This window comes from Caulobacter sp. GW821-FHT11E10 (assembly GCF_058808375.1).
Genome location: NZ_JBXARP010000002.1, coordinates 137,820 through 155,930, shown reverse-complemented (window position 1 = coordinate 155,930; position 18,111 = coordinate 137,820). Strand labels below are relative to the sequence as shown.

Here is an 18,111-nt window from a genome sequence, read left to right as displayed (position 1 = left end):
TTTTTGAAGACCGAGCGACCGGAGACCGAGGGGAGTCGCCCTTGAACGATCTCGCACCACCCGACCTGTCCCGGCGGATCGTCCAGGCCGCCGACATCGTCACCGTGGCGCTCGACGAGCTGCTGCCGCGCGCGGACGGACCCGAGAGCCGTCTGACCGAGGCCATGCGCTATGCCGCGCTTGGCCCGGGCAAGCGCCTGCGCCCGTTCTTCGCCCTCGAAACCGGCAAGATGTTCGACCTGCCCGAGCGGCCGGTGCTGCGCGCGGCTTGCGCGCTGGAGTGCATCCACGCCTACAGCCTGGTTCACGACGACCTGCCGGCCATGGACGACGACGACGTCCGCTGCGGCCGTCCGACCGTGCACAAGCAGTATGACGAGGCCACCGCCATCCTCGCGGGCGACGCCCTGCAGACGGCGGCCTTCGAGATCATGGCCCACCCCGACACCCACGACGACGGCCATGTCCGTTCGGAGCTGGTGCGCAAGCTGGCCATCGCCTCGGGCGCGCGCGGCATGGCCGGCGGCCAGATGATCGACATCCTGGGCGTCCGCGACGACCTGGGCGCGGTGGCGCGGATGCAGCGTTTGAAGACCGGCGCCCTGATCGCCTTCGCCTTCGAGATCCCGCTGATCATCGCCCGCGCCAAGGAAGTCGAGCGCTCGGCCCTGATGGCTTTCGCCCAGGACCTGGGCCTGGCCTATCAGATCGTCGACGACATTCTCGACGCCGAGGGCGACGAAAAGACCCTAGGCAAGGCCGCCGGCGGCAAGGACGCCGCCAAGGGCAAGGCCAACTATGTCACCCTGCTGGGCCTGGATGCGGCGAAAGAACGCCTGAACCTTTTGGTCGAGCAGACGCGTTCCCATCTCGAAATCTTTGGCGAAAGAGCCGGACATCTTCGCGCGAGCGTCGATTTCGTGCTGGACCGCCGCAACTGACCGCGCTTTTTTCCCACATGTCTTCCAAAACGCCCCTGCTCGACTCGATCACCTCGCCCGCCGACACGCGGGGGCTGTCGCTCGCCGAACTGAAGCAACTGGCCGCCGAAGTGCGGGCCGATACAATCGACGCGGTGTCGGTGACGGGCGGCCACCTGGGCGCGGGCCTGGGCGTGGTCGAGCTGACCGTGGCCCTGCACCACGTGTTCGAGACGCCCAAGGACATCGTCATCTGGGACGTCGGCCACCAGGCCTATCCGCACAAGATCCTCACCGGCCGCCGCGACCGCATCAAGACGCTGCGCCAGGGCGGGGGCCTGTCGGGCTTCACCAAGCGGACGGAAAGCGAATACGACCCGTTCGGCGCGGCCCACGCGGCGACTTCGATCTCGGCCGCCCTGGGCTTCTGCGCCGCGCGCGACGCCAAGGGTGAGAGCAACCACGTCATCGCCGTGATCGGCGACGGCTCGCTGGGCGCGGGCATGGCCTATGAGGCGATGAACGCGGCGACCGACACGACCAAGCGCCTGATCGTCATCCTCAACGACAACGACATGTCGATCGCCCCGCCGGTGGGCGGCATGAGCGCCTATCTGGCCAATCTCGTCTCGGGCGGCGCCTACCGCTCGGTGCGCAAGCTGGGCAAGACCGTCGTCGAGAAGCTGCCGACCCCGATGCGCGAGGCGGCCCGCAAGGCGGAAGAATATGCCCGGGGCATGGTCACCGGCGGCACCTTCTTCGAGGAGCTGGGCTTCTACTATATCGGCCCGATCGACGGCCACGACATGGACGCCCTGGTCAGCGTGCTCAAGAACGCCAAGGCCTTCGGCGACAAGCCGATCCTGGTCCACTGCGTCACCCAGAAGGGCAAGGGCTACGCCCCGGCCGAGGGGGCCGAGGACAAGCTGCACGCGGTCGCCAAGTTCGACGTGGTCACCGGCCAGCAGCAGAAGCCGGCCAGCGGCCCGCCCAGCTACACCAAGGTCTTCGCCCAGGAACTGGTGAGGCAGGCGGAAAAGGACGACAAGATCGTCGCCATCACCGCCGCCATGCCCTCGGGCACCGGTCTGGACATCTTCCAGAAGGCCTTCCCGGACCGCACCTTCGACGTCGGCATCGCCGAGCAGCACGCGGTGACCTTCGCCGCCGGCCTGGCCGCCGACGGCATGAAGCCGTTCACGGCGATCTATTCGACCTTCCTGCAGCGCGGCTACGACCAGGTGGTCCACGACGTGGCCATCCAGGGCCTGCCGGTGCGCTTCGCCATGGACCGCGCCGGCCTGGTCGGCGCCGATGGTCCGACCCACGCCGGCAGCTTCGACATCGGCTTCATGGGCGCTCTGCCCGGCATGGTGCTGATGGCCGCCGCCGACGAGGTGGAGCTGGCCCGCATGGTGGCCACCGCCGCCGCCATCGACGACCGCCCCAGCGCGTTCCGCTATCCGCGCGGCGAGGGCCTGGGCCTGGAAATGCCGGCCAATGTCGACCCGCTGGAGATCGGCAAGGGCCGTATCGTCCGCGAGGGGACCAGCGTCGCCATCGTCTCGTTCGGCACGCGCCTGTCGGAAAGCTTGAAGGCGGCCGACCTGCTGGCCGCGCGCGGCCTGTCGGCCACCGTCTGCGACGCCCGCTTCGCCAAGCCGCTGGACATCGACCTGCTGCTGCGCCTGGCGCGCGAGCACGAGGCGCTGATCACGGTGGAAGAGGGCGCCATGGGCGGCTTCGGCGGCTTTGTGCTGCAGGCCCTGGCCCAGCACGGCGCCTTCGATCGCGGCCTGAAGGTCCGCACCCTGTGCCTGCCGGACATCTTCCAGGATCAGGACAAGCCGGACGTCATGTACGCTCAGGCGGGCCTGGACGCGGAAGGCATCCTGCGCGGAGCGCTTTCGGCCTTGGGCATGGACAACGTCAGCGCCGCCGGAGCTGGCCGCCGGGCGTAAGCGCGGAGACCGGAAACGAGCCGGGCCTAGGCTCCGCAAGCCTTGAAGAAGGCGCGCACGTGACCGCGACCGGCGGAGTCGGCCGCCAGGCTGTGGCGTTCGCCCTTGGTCAGCAGCGCCAGATCGCCTGATTTCCGGAACGCTTCCAGGGCTGGGGCGCTGGCCTTGCCGCGTGCTTCCAGGAGGTCGCCGCCGCTCATCGCGTCCTTGACGCTCGCCGCGTCGAAGCGGCTCTCGGCGCCGCCCGAGGCGAGCACCAGCTGGCCGCCCGTCAGGCCCATGGCCGACAGGTCGACCCGATCCTGTCCGGGGCGGCAGCTGATCATCAGCACCACGTCATCGCTGTTGGGACGGCCATAGGACAGGCGCGGGGAGGCCGTATCGTCGGCGAGGTAGGCCCACCGATAGCCGGTGACCGCGACCTTTTCATGCGCGCAGCCGGCAAGAGTGGCGGCCAGCAAGCCGATGGCGGCGATGGTGATGGCGCGGGGCGTCATGGCGGTGTTCCTCCACGTTCGATGAACGCGGAGGCGACATGAATGGCTCCTGAAACGCATCGGGCGCGGAAGCCGTGTGGCCGCCGCGCCCGATAATCTTGTCCGGAAGGACCCCGCTTAGAACGGCGAGAACTTCTCGACCAGCGACTGGCCGGCCGGGGTCTTCTGGACGCGGCTGATGTCGCCACGGCCGCCGTAGCTGATGCGGGCTTCGGCGATCTGGGTGTGGCGGATGGTGTTGGCCGAGGAAATGTCTTCCGGACGCACGATGCCGGCCACCGTCAGCTGGCGCAGCTCGGTGTTGGTGCGGACCTCCTGGGTGCCCTGGATGACCATGTTGCCGTTCGGCAGGACCTGGCTGACCACGGCGGCGATCGTCAGGCTGATCTTTTCCGACCGGCTGACGCCGCCCGAGCCGGCGTTGCTGAAGGTCGAGTTGGTGCCGATGGCCTTCGACGGATCGAAGCCGCCCGGCAGGATCTTGCCCAGGCTCGATTCCAGGCCGAGGAAGTTGTCGACGCCGGCGCCGGCGTTCGAGGTGCGCGAGCTGTTGGTGGCGTTCTTGGTGCTGGCGCTGTCGTCGATGTCGATCATCACGGTGACGATGTCGCCGACGCGGCTGGCGCGCTGGTCATTGAAGAAGGCGCGAGCGCCGACGCGCCACAGCGAGTTGGCCGAGGCCGCCTGCGGGGCGGGTTCGCGCGCCGAGACGTACTGCTGCTGGACCGGGGCCAGGGCGGCCGGGTAGCCGACCGGAGCCAGTTCCGGGCCCTTCACGGCTTCCTTGACGGTCGAGCAGGCGGCCAGGGGGGCCAGGAGGAGGGCGGCGGCGATGATGGCGGGGCGGCGCATGGGCGTAAGAACCTCTTAGCGAGCAGCGAAACGGACGGGTTGCGAACGAGCTTGCAAGGTCTGGGCCTGCGGACCGACCGCTGCGGCGCCAGGACCCGTCGCGACGGCCTGGATGATCTTCTTGGAGAGCGTGTTCTGGACGGCGAACAAATCGCCCGTCGCGGCGGCGCCCATGGCTTTCCCTTGAAGCGAAAGGGAAATTCCGCCGTCCTGGTAGGTGATGGTGACCAGGTCACCGCTTTTGATGACCTGGGCGGCGCCCACATCGCGGCTCTGGACTGCGGCGCCTTCACGCAGGGGGCGCTTGGTCGCCAGGCCGATGACGGCGTCCGCATCGCGGGGGGCGTCCAGCGGGGCGCCGGCCATCTTCACGTAGACGAGGTCCTGCGGCTGGACGATTTCGCCGGCCGCCAGGCTGCGGGCGTAGGCAAGAACTTCCACATTGGCCCGAGCGGCGGTCGCGCCGGCGCGATTTGCCGAGGTTCCGCCGTTGTCGAGGCCTTCGCGGACGATGACGCGACGGACGCCGTTGGGGTTCATCCAGTCGTAGCCGGCGCGACGGGCCGACATCTGCACCTGGGCGGCGTCGAGCACGGCGGTCTGACCCATGCGGGCCGCGACGACCATGTTGGCGGCCGGGCCGGTGACGCCGTCGAACAGGTCGCCCAGCGTGATGCGGCCGTCGGCGTCGGTGGTGTCCATGCGCAGGGTCACCGCCGTCCCGGCGAAGGCCGGAGCGGCGAGGGCGCTGATGACGAGCGTGGCGGCGGCGGCGATCAGGAGGGCTTTCATGAGCTTACGACCGCAGTTGCGAGGTGGCTTGCAGCATCTGATCGGCCGTCGTGATGACCTTCGAGTTCATCTCGTAGGCGCGCTGGGCGGTGATCAGGGCGGTGATTTCCGAGACGGAGTCGACGTTCGACGATTCCGTGTAGTGCTGCAGCAGCACGCCGAAGCCCGGCTCGCCGGGGGCGGCGAGGGTGGCCGCGCCCGAGGCGGCGGTTTCCAGGTAGAGGTTGTCGCCGATCGCTTCCAGGCCGCCTTCGTTCAGGAAGTTGGCGAGCTGGATCTGGCCCACGGTCTGCGGGGCGGTCTGGCCGTCCAGCTTCACCTGCACCAGGCCGGTCTTGCTGATCGTGATGTCGGCGGCGCCCTGCGGGATGGTGATGCCCGGCTGGACGAGATAGCCGTCCTCGGTGACCACCTGGCCCTGGTCGTTGGTCGAGAAGTTGCCGGCGCGGGTGTAGCCGGTCTCGCCCGAGGGCATCAGGATCGGCAGGTAGCCCTTGCCCTGGACGGCGACGTCCAGCGGGTTGTCGGTGAGGGTGGGCGTGCCCTGCTCGGTGATGCGATAGACCGAGCCGGCCTTGACGCCGCCGCCGACCTGAACGCCGGTCGGGACGATGTTGCCGTCGCTGGACGACTGTGAGCCAGCGCGCTCGATCGTCTGGTACAGCAGGTCCTGGAACTCGGCCCGTTGGCGCTTGAAGCCAACGGTGTTCATGTTGGCGATGTTGTTCGAGATGACTTCGACGTTCAGCTGCTGAGCAGCCATGCCGGAAGCAGCGGTGCGGAGAGCTTGCATGGGCTAGCGTCCCTTAATTGACTTTGCCCAGCCGTTCGACGGCGGAGCGGGAAAGTTCGGCGGTGTTGTCCATCATCTTGGCGACGCCCTCGTAGGCGCGCTGGATCTCGATCAGCTTGGTGATCTCGATGACTGGCTGGACGTTCGAGGATTCCAGCATGCCCTGATGGATCTGAGCGTCCGTCACGGGCTGCAGGGTGGTGTTGGCGGTGTTGCGGTAGAGGTTGTCGCCGTCCTTGGCGAGGCTGGCCATGTCATCCGGTCGCACCAGGCCAATCTTGCCGACCCGGACCGCGCCCTGGCTGACGATACCGTCCTTGCCGATCGTGACCGGACCCAGCTTCGGGTCGATCGTGATCTGGCCGCCGCCGTCGTCCATCACCGGATAGCCGGCCTGGGTGACCAGCACGCCTTCCGGATTGGGCGTGAAGCGGCCGTCGCGGGTGTAGCGCTCGCCGCCGGCGGCCTGGATCTTGAAGAAGCCCTTGCCCTCGATCGCGAGGTCATAGTCGCCGTCGGTCTTGGTCATCGCGCCTTGCGTGAAGTCGCGGGCCACCCCGGTGTCCATGACGAACTTCACGGGCGACGCGCCGTCCAGGGTCTTGGCCGGCTTGGCCTGCTCGGTGCGGACCATCAGGTCCTCGACCTTGAAGCCCGTCGTGTTCGCGTTGGCGATGTTGTTCGCGACGATGTCCAGCTCGCGGCGGAGCGTCATCTGGCGCGAAAGGCCGACATACAGCGCGTTGTCCATGACGAGTTAACTCGGGCGGCTGGCGCGACAAATGCGCCGCATCCCTAGAAGCAACCTTCGTGCCAGAGCGAAATCGTTATATAAAACAAGGAATAGGAAGGTTAACGCCGTCGCGTCGGTCGGAGTCTGCCGGGCAGATTCAGCCTGCGACAGAATGGCTTCCAAAACACATCGTTAACCATGCTCGCCGCATGAGTACGGGTATAGATTCCAAGGAACCGCGCGCGTGGCCAAGAAACCCGAAAAGGAAGCTCCTGCTCCCGAAGGCGAAGAGGGCGCCGAGGGCGAAGCTCCCGCCAAGAAGAAACCGCCGATCCTGATCATCGCGATCGCGGCGGGCGTTCTTGTGCTGGGCGGTGGCGGGGCCGCCGCGTTCTTCCTGATGAAGCCGAAGCCCGCCGCCCATGGTGAAAAGGGCGCCGAGGACCACGGCAAGAAGAAGAAAGAAAAGAAGGACGAAAAGAAGGAAGGCGAGGGCAAGGAAGGCGCGGGCGCCGCCGGCGGTCCGGCCCCCGTCATCAAGGAAGGCCCCGATGGTGTGGTCTTCTACACCCTTCCCGACATCGTCGTGAACATGCAGACGGCCGACGGCAAGTCGACCTTCCTGAAGCTGAAGCTGACCTTCGAGTTGTCCGACGAGGAAACTGGCGAGGTCCTGACGGAGAATCTGCCCAGGCTGCAGAACATGTTCCAGACCTTCCTGCGCGAACTGCGTCCCGAGGACCTGAACGGCAGCCAAGGCACCTATCAATTGCAGGTCGAGTTGGTGCGCCGGGTGAACCTGGTCGCCGCGCCGGCCAAGGTGAACGCGGTCCTCATCGAGGAGATGCTGATCAACTAGGTCCCCGGACCTGTTGGGCGAACAATCATGGCGGAAGAAATCGACGATCAGGCGGCGATGGCCCAGTGGGCCTCGCAAAATCCCCCCGGCGCCTTCGGTGAAGGCGGCGGCGATGCTGGCGGCAACGAATTCGGCGACTTTTCCGGCGGCATGGGCGGCTGGGATGACGGCGGCGGCGAGGGTGGCTCCGAGCGCATCCTGAACCAGGACGAAATCGACAGCCTGCTGGGCTTCGATCTCTCCGGCGACGGCGGCGAAGACCGCACGGGCATCCGCGCCATCATCAACTCGGCGCTGGTCTCGTACGAGCGCCTGCCGATGCTGGAAATCGTCTTCGACCGCCTGGTGCGGTTGATGACGACCTCCCTGCGGAACTTCACCTCCGACAACGTCGAGGTCAGCCTCGACAACATCAGCTCGATCCGCTTCGGCGACTATCTGAACTCGATCCCGCTGCCGGCCATCCTGGCCGTGTTCCGGGCCGAGGAGCTGGACAACTACGGCCTGCTGACGGTCGACTCGAACCTGATCTACTCGATCGTCGACGTGCTGCTGGGCGGCCGTCGTGGCACGGCCGCGATGCGCATCGAAGGTCGTCCCTACACCACGATCGAGCGCGTGCTGGTCCAGCGGATGATCGAGGTCGTGCTGAACGACCTGAAGAGCGCCTTCGAGCCGCTGCATCCGGTCGGCTTCTCGCTGGACCGCCTGGAGACCAACCCGCGTTTCGCCGCCATCGCCCGGCCGGCCAACGCCGCCATCCTGGTCAAGCTGCGCATCGACATGGAAGACCGCGGCGGCCGCATCGAGCTGCTGCTGCCCTACGCGACGCTGGAACCCATCCGGAAGATGCTGCTGCAGCAGTTCATGGGTGAGAAGTTCGGCCGCGACAACATCTGGGAAGGCCACTTGGCCACCGAGCTGTGGACCACCCAGATGGAGGTCCGCGCCGTCCTGGACGAGCAGCAACTGCCACTGTCGCGCGTGCTGAACATGCAGATCGGCGACACCTTGATGCTGAACTGCACGCCTGACAGCCTGGTCGAGCTGCGCGCCGGGGCCATCCCGCTGACGCGCGGCCGTATGGGTCGTCGCAACCACTCGATCGCCGTCCGGGCCGAGGCGCCGCTGACGCCCGCCGCCAAGAAGGCCGTGCAGAAGCTGAAATGAGCCTCGTCGCCTTCGCCATGAACGGGTTCCTCGCGGTGCTGCTGATCGCGGCGCTGATCTTCGGCTGGCGCCTTGAGCGCCGCCTGAAGGCGCTGCGCGACAGCCACGAGGGCTTCGCCAAGGCGGTGGCCGATCTGGATCACGCCGCCGCTCGCGCCGAGCAGGGTCTTGCCGACCTGCGCGCGGCGACCGACGAAGCGGCCGAGACCCTGGCTGGGCGCATCGAGCGCGCCCAGGCCCTGGCGGCTCAGCTGGACGAACGGGTCAATCGCCCGCTGCCGACGGCCAGCTCGACCGTGGCGCCCCGCGCCGCGGAACGCGTGGAACGGGCCGAACGCGCGCCGTCGCCGGCGCGTCCCGGCCGTGACATGGCCATTACGCCTGAAGCCGAACGCCGGCTGAAGGCCGAGGATTTCGAGCGCCTGCTGGAACGCGAAGATCGCCTCCCGCCGACGTCTCGCCCGATTTTGGGAGCGCCCAGCGCCTCCCGCGAACCTCCGCGCTCCCGGGCGCGGATCGATGATGACCTCTTCGACGGACCGGGTGAAAACCCGCGTCCCGGAAGCAACCCCAGAGCGCCCCGCTAATGAAGAACGTTCCGCGCATCCTTCCCCTGGTCGGCGTCGCCGTCGGCGGCGTGCTGGCGATCAACGCCATGGCCGGCGCCAAGTCGCTTCCCGACCTGCTGGGCGGGGCCAAGGCCTTCGCCGAGGGCGTGGCCAAGCCCGCCGCCAAGGAAGGCCATGAAGGCAAGGGCGAAGCCGCCTCGGCCGAGGGCGCGGCCCAGCCGGCCGCCGCCAACGCGCCGCCGCCGCGTGTCTGCGCCCCTTCGGCCGACGTCCTGGCCAAGGAAGCCGGCCTCTCGCCCGCCGAACTGCGTGTCCTGCAAAGCCTGGGCGCCCGTCGCGGCCAACTCGACCAGCGCGAACAGGATATCGACGTCCAGCTGAAGCTGCTGGCCGCCGCCGAGGCCAAGCTGGACGCCAAGGTCCGGGCCCTGACCGGTCTGAAGGGCGACATCCAGGGCCTGCTGGGCCAGGTCGATAATCAGAAGCAGGCCGAGGTCGATCGCCTGGTGACGGTCTATGCCGGCATGAAGCCCAAGGACGCCGCCGCCCGCATGACCCTGCTGTCGGACGAGGTTCGCCTGCCGATCGCCGCCAAGATGAAGGAACGCACCCTGGCGATGATCCTGGCCAACATGTCGCCGGGCGACGCCAAGATCCTCACCGAACGCCTGGCCTCGCGCCTGACCAATCCGGCGGTGGAGAAGGGCAAGGCCGCGGTCGCCGACAACGCCGCCACGGCCCAAGGGGCCGGCGCCGGAGCCGCGCCGGGCCAACAGGCCGCCGCCGCGCCGCTGGCTGGCGCTTCGCCGGCCAAGGCCGCTCCCAAAAAGGCCGGTTAAGGGAGGACCATGACGCTTCGCCAGTTCCTGCGCTCCAGCGTCGCCGCCGCGTGCATCGCGGCGACACTGGCGCCGTCCGGCTACGCCGCGCCGCCGCCCGTCGCGGCGCGCGGTGCGTTGGACGTGCGCGTCGCGCAGGCGGCGGATTTCTCGCGCATCGAGTTCCACTGGGCCGCCGGGGCCCGGATGGTCTCGCACCGCGAGGGCCAGACCCTGGTGATGCGGTTCAGCCGCGACGCCAATCCCGACCTGTCGACGCTCAGGATCGCGCCGCCGCGCTGGCTGAAGGCCTCGGAGGCCCGTCACGTCAACGGCGTGCTGGAGATCGTCCTTACCCTGACCGACGACGCCGACGCCCGCCTCGGCAAGGCCGACGGCGTCGACTTCGTCAATATCTTCGCCCGCCCGGGCGCGCCGCCCGCGCAGAACCAGGCCGTCGCCGCGCCCGTCGGCCGTCCCAATCCGATGCCCGCCGGCGGCGTCGTCCATGTCGGCCTGGAGCGCGCGGACCAGCAGGTCACCCTGACGTTCGAATGGGCCGCGCCGGCCGGCGCCGCCGTATTCCGACGCGGCGAAGCCATCTGGATCGTGTTCGACACGCCCGCCAGCCTCGACATCCGCAAGCTGCCGGCCTCCGCCGCCCGCTATTCCAAGATCCAGGCCTTCAAGGGCGCGGACTACAGCGCCCTGCGGATCGTCACCCCGAACGGCACGCCCTATGTCGCCGAAGGGCAGGGCGGTCTCTGGAAGATCAGCCTGGGCCCCGGTGCGCAGCAAACGCCCGACATCATCAAGGTGGCGCGCGACGAGAGCGTGCAGCCGGCGACCCTGTCGGCCACCGTCTCGGGCGTGACCAAGGCGGTCTGGGTCACCGACCCGGCGGTCGGCGACAAGATGGTCGTGGCCCCGGCCTTGGCGCCGTCCAAGGGCCTGCCGTCGCGCCGCGACTATGTCGAAATGGCGCTGCTGCAGTCGGCTCAGGGCCTGGCCGTCGAGACCTATGCCACCGATCTCCTGGTCCAGGCCGACGGCGACCTGCTGCGCATCGGCCGTCCGAAGGGCCTGGCGCTGTCGCCGGTTTCGGCCGCGACTCCGCCGGAGGAGGCCGCCGCCGGCGCGCCCCAGCCGATGTCGATGCCGGCCCTCATCGATCTCGAGAACTGGCCCAAGACCGGTTCGGGCGGTTTCCTGGCTCGCTACAACGCCCTGCAGAACGCCATCGCGGCCGCACCCGATGGCGACGGCAAGGACGGCGACACCGGCGCGCGCATGTCGCTGGCCCGCTTCCTGGTCGGCTCGCAGATGTCGTTCGAGGCCATCGGCGTGCTCAACGCCGCCGGCCGCAAGCACCAGACCCTGATGGGCGACGCTGAATTCCGCGGTCTGCGCGGGGTGTCCAAGGTTCTGGCCGGCCGCCTCACCGAGGCCGACGCCGACTTCTCCTCGCCGGTCCTGGCCGATGACCCGTCCAGCGCCCTGTGGCGCGGCTACATCTCGACCAAGCAAGGCCAGTGGGCCGACGCCCGAAGCAAGTTCGTCGGCGGCGGTCGGGCCCTGGACCTGTTCCCGCCGATCTGGCGCGCCCGCTTCCTGCACGCCCAGGCCCAGGCGGCGCTCGGCGTCGGCGACCTGACGGGCGCCATGCAACTGATCTCCCAGGCCTTGGCCCAGCCCAAGATCCCGATCGAGGATCAGCTGGACACCCGCCTGACCCAGGCTCGCATCTTCGAGGCCAAGGGCGAGAAGGTCCGTGCTCAGCGCATGTTCCAGGCCATCGCCAAGGCGCCGATCGACCGGCTCGCCACGCCGGCCCTGCTGCACGCGACCCAGCTGCAATACGCCAAGGGCCAGATCAACGCCGCCCAGGCCGCCACCACCCTGAATCAGCTGCGCTATCGCTGGCGCGGCGACGGGGTGGAGCTTGAGGTCATCCGGGCGCTGGGCAAGCTGTTCATCGACCAGGGCCGCTATCGCGAGGCGCTGGAAGTGCTGCGCTCGGCCGGCCGCCAGCTGCCGGACCGCCCCGAGGCCCTGGCTCTGCAGAACGACCTGTCCAACACCTTCCGCCAGCTCTTCCTGCAAGGGCTGGCCGACGGCATGCAGCCGGTCCAGGCCGTTGGCCTGTTCTACGACTTCCAGGACCTGACCCCGATCGGCGCCGACGGCGACCAGATGGTCCGCAACCTGGTCCGCCGCCTAGTCGACGTCGACCTGCTGGACGACGCCGGCAAGCTGCTGAAGTACCAGGTCGACAACCGCCTGAACGGGGTGCCCAAGGCCCAGGTCGCCACCGACCTGGCCTGGATCTACCTGATGAACAAGAAGCCCGAGGACGCGCTGGAAGCGATCAACGCGACCCGGTCCACCATCCTGCCGCCGGCCCTCAACGTCGAGCGTCGCCTGGCCACCGCCCGGGCCCTGATGAGCCTGGGCCGCTACGACGACGCCCTCGAGCTGATCGAGAAGGACAACAGCCGCGACGGCCAGGAGATCCGGGCCGAGATCGCCTGGAAGCAGCATACCTGGCCCGCCGCCGGCGCCATGTACGAACGCACGCTGGGCGACCGCTGGAAGACGCCGGGCGTCCTGGCCCCCGGCGACGAGGCGCGCCTGCTGCGCGCCGCCGTGGCCTACAGCCTCGCCGACGACGACGCCTCGCTGGGGCGCCTGCGCCAGCGCTGGTCGGGCTTCATCGAGCTGGCCGGCAATCCCGACGGCCTGCGCGTGGCCCTGCAAGGCATGAATGTCGAATCGCTGTCCGCCTCGGACTTCGGTCGGGTCACCGCCGACAACGAGGCCTTCAACGGCTGGATCGGCCGGATGAAAGACAAGTTCCGCACCGGTCAGCCCGCCGGCTCGCCCGTCCGCGCGGGCAAATAGGGCAGAGCCTACCCTTCAGCCGCGAATTTCGCCGACGTTCGAGGCATGAGCGTTCTCGAAGCGCTTCCACGCGGCAGAAAATCATCTGTCGAAACCCGATTGGTCTTATGGCGGGCGCCAGACGTTTAGCCTAGTTAGGGCTCGCCCTCCGTCCCATATGACGGGGGTATCCGCGAGCGCTTGCCTTTCTGCCGCAGGCATGTCATGACAACGTTGTCATAGGGTGGAAGACATTGGTGACTAAGAACAACGACGGCGACAACGGCCGTGAGGTCCTGGTGCTGCTTGGCGGCGCGGGCGATCTAGCCCTGCGAATGCTTCTGCCTTCGCTCTACTTCCTGGAAGTCGACCGACTGCTGCCGCACGACTTGCGGATCATCGGCGTGGCTCGCGCGGACCATGACGCCGCCAGCTACAAGGCGCTGGTGCGCGAGCAACTGGGCAAGCGCGCGACGGTGGAGGAGGCGGCCTGGAACCGCCTGGCCGCCCGTCTCGACTACGTGTCTGCCAACATCACCAAGGAAGAAGACACCAAGAAGCTGGCCGAGCGGATCGGCGAGCACGGGACGCTGGTGATCTTCTTCTCGCTGTCGCCCAGCCTGTACGGCCCGGCCTGCCAGGCGCTGCAATCGGCCGGTCTGACCGGACCCAATGCCCGCCTGATCCTGGAAAAGCCGCTGGGCCGCGACCTGGAGAGCTCAAAGGCGACCAACGCCGCCGTCGCCGCCGTGGTCGACGAAAGCCAAGTCTTCCGCATCGACCACTATCTGGGCAAGGAGACGGTCCAGAACCTGACCGCCCTGCGCTTCGCCAACGTCCTGTTCGAGCCGCTGTGGGATCGCAACACGATCGACCACGTGCAGATCACCATCGCCGAGACCGAGAAGGTCGGCGACCGCTGGCCCTATTACGACGAGTACGGCGCGCTGCGCGACATGGTCCAGAACCACATGTTGCAGCTGCTGTGCCTGGTCGCCATGGAGGCGCCGTCGGGCTTCGACCCGGACGCGGTCCGTGACGAGAAGGTCAAGGTTCTCCGCAGCTTGCGTCCCTTTACCAAGGAAACGGTGGCCCACGACACCGTGCGCGGCCAGTACGTGGCCGGCGTGGTCGAGGGCGGGGCGCGGATCGGCTATGTCGAGGAAGTCGGCAAGCCCACCAAGACCGAGACCTTCGTGGCCATGAAGGTGGCGATCGACAACTGGCGCTGGGACGGCGTGCCGTTCTTCCTGCGCACCGGCAAGAACCTGCCGGACCGCCGCACCCAGATCGTCGTCCAGTTCAAGCCGCTGCCGCACAACATCTTCGGCCAGGCCACCGACGGCGAACTCTGCGCCAACCGCCTGGTCATCGATCTGCAGCCGGACGAAGACATCTCGCTGACGATCATGAACAAGCGCCCCGGCCTCTCGGAAGAGGGCATGCGCCTGCAGTCGCTGCCGCTGTCGCTGTCGTTCGGCCAGAGCGGCGGCCGTCGCCGCATCGCCTACGAGAAGCTGTTCCTCGACGCCTTCCGCGGTGACCGCACCCTGTTCGTGCGTCGCGACGAGGTCGAGCAGGCCTGGAAGTTCATCGACGCCGTCTCGGCCGCCTGGGCCGAAGCCGGCATCGAGCCGGCCCACTACGCCGCCGGCACCTGGGGGCCGCAGTCGTCGCAAGGGCTGATCTCGCCCGGCGGCCGGTCCTGGAAGGCCTGAGACATGGCCCAAGAACCGGCAAAGTTCGAAGCCTTCGGCTCGCGCGAAGACCTCTATGACGCCGCCGCCTCGATCCTGGTCGGGGCGCTGACCACGGCCGTGGCCAGCCACGGCCGCGCGGGCTTCGCCGCGACCGGCGGCACGACGCCGGCCCCGGTCTATGACCGCATGGCCGGCATGATCGCGCCTTGGGACAAGATCACGGTCACCCTGACCGACGAGCGCTTCGTGCCGCCGTCCGATCCCAGCAGCAACGAGGGCCTGGTCCGTCGTCACCTGCTGACCGGCGAGGCCGCCAAGGCTCAGTTCGCGCCGCTGTTCGTCGAAGGCGTCAGCCACGAGGAAAGCGCGCTTCAGGCCCAGGCCGGGGTCGAGGCCGCCGCGCCGTTCGGCGTGGTGCTGCTGGGCGTCGGTCCCGACGGCCACTTCGCCTCGCTGTTTCCAGGCAATCCGGTGCTGGCGCGCGGTTTGGATCTGGCCTCGGAGCGTTCGGTCCTGGCCGTGCCGCCGGGCGATCCGGCCCCGGACATCCAGCGCCTCAGCCTGACCCTCGCCGCCCTGACCCGCACCGATCTGATCGTGCTGCTGGTCACCGGCGCGGCCAAGAAAGCGTTGTTGGAAGGCGACGTCGACCCGGCCCTGCCGGTCGCCGCCATCTTGAAGCAGGACCGCGCCAAGGTCCGCATCCTCTGGGCGGAGTAATCGCCATGAACCCGGTCATCGCCGAAGTCACCGCCCGGATCATCGAACGCAGCAAGGACAGCCGCGCCGCCTATCTGGCCAACATGCAGCACGCGATCGAGAGCCAGCCGGGGCGGGCCAAGCTGTCCTGCGCCAACTGGGCTCACGCCTTCGCGGCCTCGCCCGGTGTCGACAAGGTCCGCGCCCTGGACCCGAACGCGCCGAACATCGGCATCGTCTCGGCCTATAACGACATGCTGTCGGCTCACCAGCCGCTGGAAGAGTATCCGGCCCTGATCAAGGCCGCCGCGCGCGAGGCCGGGGCCACCGCCCAGTTCGCCGGCGGCGTGCCGGCCATGTGCGACGGCGTCACCCAGGGCCGTCCGGGCATGGAGCTATCGCTGTTCTCGCGCGACGTCATCGCCATGGCCACGGCCGTCGCCCTGACCCACGACGCTTTCGACGCGGCCCTGTATCTGGGCGTCTGCGACAAGATCGTGCCGGGCCTGGTCATCGGCGCCCTGACCTTCAGCCACCTGCCGGCCCTGTTCGTGCCCGCCGGTCCGATGACCTCGGGCCTGCCCAACTCGGAAAAGGCCCGCATCCGCGCGCTCTACGCCGAGGGCAAGGTCGGTCGCGCCGAACTGCTGGAAGCCGAGAGCGCCAGCTATCATGGCCCAGGCACCTGCACCTTCTACGGCACGGCCAACACCAACCAGATGCTGATGGAGCTGATGGGCTTCCATCTGCCCGGCTCGGCCTTTGTCCACCCCAACACGCCGCTGCGCGAAGCCCTGGTCAAGGAAGCAGCGCGCCGCGCCGCCGCCGTGACCAACAAGGGCAACGAGTTCATTCCGGTCGGCCGGATGATCGACGAGAAGTCGATCGTCAACGGCGTGGTCGGCCTGATGGCCACCGGCGGCTCGACCAACCTGGCCCTGCACATCGTCGCCATGGCCCACGCGGCCGGCGTCCAGCTGACGCTGGAGGACCTGGACGACATCTCCAAGGCCACGCCGCTTCTGGCCCGCGTCTATCCGAACGGCTCGGCCGACGTGAACCACTTCCAGGCCGCCGGCGGCATGGCGTTCGTGATCCGCGAGCTGCTGAAGGCCGGGCTCGTCCACGAGGACGTCCAGACCATCGCCGGTCCAGGCCTGTCGCTCTACGCCCAGGAGCCGCACCTCGAGGACGGCGTCCTGACCTGGCGCGAGGGCGCGGCCGAGAGCCTGGACACCGCCATCGTGCGTCCGGTCTCCGACCCGTTCAGCAAGGAAGGCGGCCTGCGCCTGATGGCCGGCAACCTGGGCCGCGGGGTCATGAAGATCTCGGCCGTGAAGCCCGAACACCACGTGATCACCGCCCCGGCGGCCGTGTTCCAGGAGCAGGAAGACTTCATCGCCGCCTTCAAGCGCGGCGAGCTGGATCGCGACGTCGTGGTCGTGATGCGCTTCCAGGGCCCGTCGGCCAACGGCATGCCGGAGCTGCACAACCTGTCGCCGTCGATCTCGGTGCTGCTGGATCGCGGCTACAAGGTCGCCCTGGTCACCGACGGCCGCATGTCGGGCGCCTCGGGCAAGACCCCGGCGGCCATCCACGTCACGCCGGAAGCCGCCAAGGGCGGACCTCTGGCCTATGTCCAGGACGGCGACGTGATCAGCGTCAACGCCGAAACGGGCGAACTGAAGATCCTGGTGGACGAGGCGGCGCTGCTGGCCCGTACGCCGGCGAACGTCCCGGCGAGCAAGCCGGGCTTTGGTAGGGAACTGTTTGGATGGATGCGAGCGGGGGTCGGCGCGGCCGACGCCGGCGCGTCCGTCTTTGCTTGAGGAAGCGCTAGGTCATGGACGGCAATCATAGCGGTGGCCTCGGCCTCGTTGGCGACATCGGCGGCACCAACGCCCGCTTCGCCCTGGTCGAATTCGACGGTCAGGACCCGCGCCTGATCGAGCCCACCACCTACAAGGGCGAGGACTACGCCACGGCCGAGGACGCCATCGCGCACTATCTGCAGAAGGTCGGGGTCAAGCATCCCGACCAGGCGGTGGTGGCGGTGGCCGGTCCGATCGACCACGGCCAGGTCCACATGACCAACCTGGACTGGCGGATCTCGGAAGACAGCCTGCGTCGCGCCGGCGGCTTCCGCACCGCCAAGCTGATCAACGATTTCACGGCCCAGGCCCTGGCCGCGCCGCGCCTGAGCCCCAAGGACCTGCGCCAGATCGGCCATCTGCCGACCTCGGGCGAGGGCGATCTGGCCATTCTCGGTCCGGGCACGGGCTTTGGCGTCGCCGGCCTGGTGCGTCGCCACGGCCAGCAGATCCCGCTGGCCACCGAGGGCGGGCACGTCGCCTTCGCCCCGGTCGACGAGGTCGAGATCGCGGTGCTGCGCGCCCTGACCAAGCAGCTGGACGGCGGCCGGGTCTCGGTCGAGCGCATCCTGTCGGGCCCCGGCATGGAAGACCTGCATGTCGCCCTGGCCGACGCCGAGGGCCGCAAGGTCGAAGCCCTGGCCGCCAAGCAGATCACCGAGCGCGCGGTCGAGGGCTGCGCCGACAGCCTGGCCACGGTGAACCGCTTCTGCGCGGTGCTGGGCTCGGTCGCCGGCGACATCGCCCTGACCCTGGGCGCGCGCGGCGGCGTCTTCATCGCCGGCGGCATCGCGCCCCGGATCATCGACATCCTGGAGAAGAGCCCGTTCCGCGAGCGCTTCGACAGCAAGGGCCGTCTGTCGGGCTTCACCCAGGCGATCCCGACCCACGTCATCCTGCATCCGCACACCGCCCTGATCGGCGCGGCGGTGGCGCTGACGCCGGAGGGCAGGGCGGCGGTTTCGTAGGACTTTTCTTGGGGCTCGCCATGACAGCC

General features: G+C 68.6%; 16 protein-coding genes. 11 read left to right on the top strand and 5 right to left on the bottom strand.

From position 1 onward, the window contains the following. Nucleotides 1–41: 41 nt before the first annotated feature. The gene (locus AC1RRV_RS03810; RefSeq protein ID WP_492858251.1) at nt 42–941 is read left to right on the top strand and encodes a polyprenyl synthetase family protein; all 900 of its coding nucleotides are present in this window, start codon (nt 42–44) and stop codon (nt 939–941) included. A gap of 17 nt (nt 942–958) precedes the next feature. After that, the gene (gene dxs, locus AC1RRV_RS03805) at nt 959–2,881 is read left to right on the top strand and encodes a 1-deoxy-D-xylulose-5-phosphate synthase (protein WP_492858250.1); all 1,923 of its coding nucleotides are present in this window, start codon (nt 959–961) and stop codon (nt 2,879–2,881) included. Nucleotides 2,882–2,907: 26 nt separating this feature from the next. Here the strand turns inward: dxs and AC1RRV_RS03800 are convergent, their stop codons facing one another. The 5 genes from AC1RRV_RS03800 to flgF form a co-directional block, all read right to left on the bottom strand. Further along, complete coding sequence (locus AC1RRV_RS03800; protein WP_492858249.1) at nt 2,908–3,378, bottom strand: hypothetical protein; 471 nt, start codon at nt 3,376–3,378, stop codon at nt 2,908–2,910. A 117-nt stretch (nt 3,379–3,495) separates the two neighbouring features. Further along, on the bottom strand, nt 3,496–4,230 hold the full coding sequence (gene flgH / locus AC1RRV_RS03795; RefSeq protein ID WP_492858248.1) for a flagellar basal body L-ring protein FlgH: 735 nt from the start codon (nt 4,228–4,230) through the stop codon (nt 3,496–3,498). 15 nt (nt 4,231–4,245) lie between these two features. Then, nucleotides 4,246–5,022 (bottom strand): flagellar basal body P-ring formation chaperone FlgA, encoded by a 777-nt coding sequence (gene flgA / locus AC1RRV_RS03790; protein WP_492858247.1) that lies wholly within the window; start codon nt 5,020–5,022, stop codon nt 4,246–4,248. Nucleotides 5,023–5,026: 4 nt separating this feature from the next. Further along, the gene (flgG, locus tag AC1RRV_RS03785) at nt 5,027–5,815 is read right to left on the bottom strand and encodes a flagellar basal-body rod protein FlgG (RefSeq protein ID WP_492858246.1); all 789 of its coding nucleotides are present in this window, start codon (nt 5,813–5,815) and stop codon (nt 5,027–5,029) included. Between the two features lie 13 nt (nt 5,816–5,828). Next, on the bottom strand, nt 5,829–6,566 hold the full coding sequence (gene flgF, locus AC1RRV_RS03780; RefSeq protein WP_492858245.1) for a flagellar basal-body rod protein FlgF: 738 nt from the start codon (nt 6,564–6,566) through the stop codon (nt 5,829–5,831). A 226-nt stretch (nt 6,567–6,792) separates the two neighbouring features. Here flgF and fliL point away from each other — a divergent pair, with 226 nt between their 5' ends. The 9 genes from fliL (at nt 6,793) to glk (ending at nt 18,082) form a co-directional block, all read left to right on the top strand. Further along, nucleotides 6,793–7,407: a flagellar basal body-associated protein FliL gene (gene fliL, locus AC1RRV_RS03775; RefSeq protein WP_492858244.1), complete on the top strand. Its 615-nt coding sequence runs from the start codon at nt 6,793–6,795 to the stop codon at nt 7,405–7,407. A gap of 27 nt (nt 7,408–7,434) precedes the next feature. Next, complete coding sequence (gene fliM, locus AC1RRV_RS03770) at nt 7,435–8,577, top strand: flagellar motor switch protein FliM (RefSeq protein ID WP_492858243.1); 1,143 nt, start codon at nt 7,435–7,437, stop codon at nt 8,575–8,577. Further along, nucleotides 8,574–9,164, top strand: a complete 591-nt coding sequence (locus AC1RRV_RS03765; RefSeq protein ID WP_492858242.1) for a DUF6468 domain-containing protein — start codon at nt 8,574–8,576, stop codon at nt 9,162–9,164. The genes fliM and AC1RRV_RS03765 overlap by 4 nt, the downstream gene beginning before the upstream one ends. Further along, nucleotides 9,164–9,985 (top strand): MotE family protein, encoded by an 822-nt coding sequence (locus tag AC1RRV_RS03760; protein ID WP_492858241.1) that lies wholly within the window; start codon nt 9,164–9,166, stop codon nt 9,983–9,985. Before AC1RRV_RS03765 ends, AC1RRV_RS03760 begins: the two co-directional genes overlap by 1 nt. 9 nt (nt 9,986–9,994) lie before the next feature. Next, nucleotides 9,995–12,865 (top strand): tetratricopeptide repeat protein, encoded by a 2,871-nt coding sequence (locus AC1RRV_RS03755; protein ID WP_492858240.1) that lies wholly within the window; start codon nt 9,995–9,997, stop codon nt 12,863–12,865. Nucleotides 12,866–13,101: 236 nt separating this feature from the next. After that, nucleotides 13,102–14,562, top strand: coding sequence for a glucose-6-phosphate dehydrogenase (gene zwf, locus AC1RRV_RS03750; RefSeq protein ID WP_492858239.1), 1,461 nt, complete (start codon nt 13,102–13,104; stop codon nt 14,560–14,562). A gap of 3 nt (nt 14,563–14,565) precedes the next feature. Continuing rightward, nucleotides 14,566–15,264 carry a 6-phosphogluconolactonase gene (gene pgl / locus AC1RRV_RS03745; protein ID WP_492858238.1) on the top strand — a complete coding sequence of 233 codons (699 nt, stop codon included), beginning with the start codon at nt 14,566–14,568 and terminating at the stop codon, nt 15,262–15,264. Then, complete coding sequence (gene edd, locus AC1RRV_RS03740) at nt 15,264–17,072, top strand: phosphogluconate dehydratase (protein ID WP_492858649.1); 1,809 nt, start codon at nt 15,264–15,266, stop codon at nt 17,070–17,072. Before pgl ends, edd begins: the two co-directional genes overlap by 1 nt. A 14-nt stretch (nt 17,073–17,086) precedes the next feature. Continuing rightward, entirely contained in the window at nt 17,087–18,082 is a 996-nt protein-coding gene (gene glk / locus AC1RRV_RS03735) for a glucokinase (RefSeq protein ID WP_492858237.1), read from the top strand. Nucleotides 18,083–18,111: the final 29 nt, after the last annotated feature.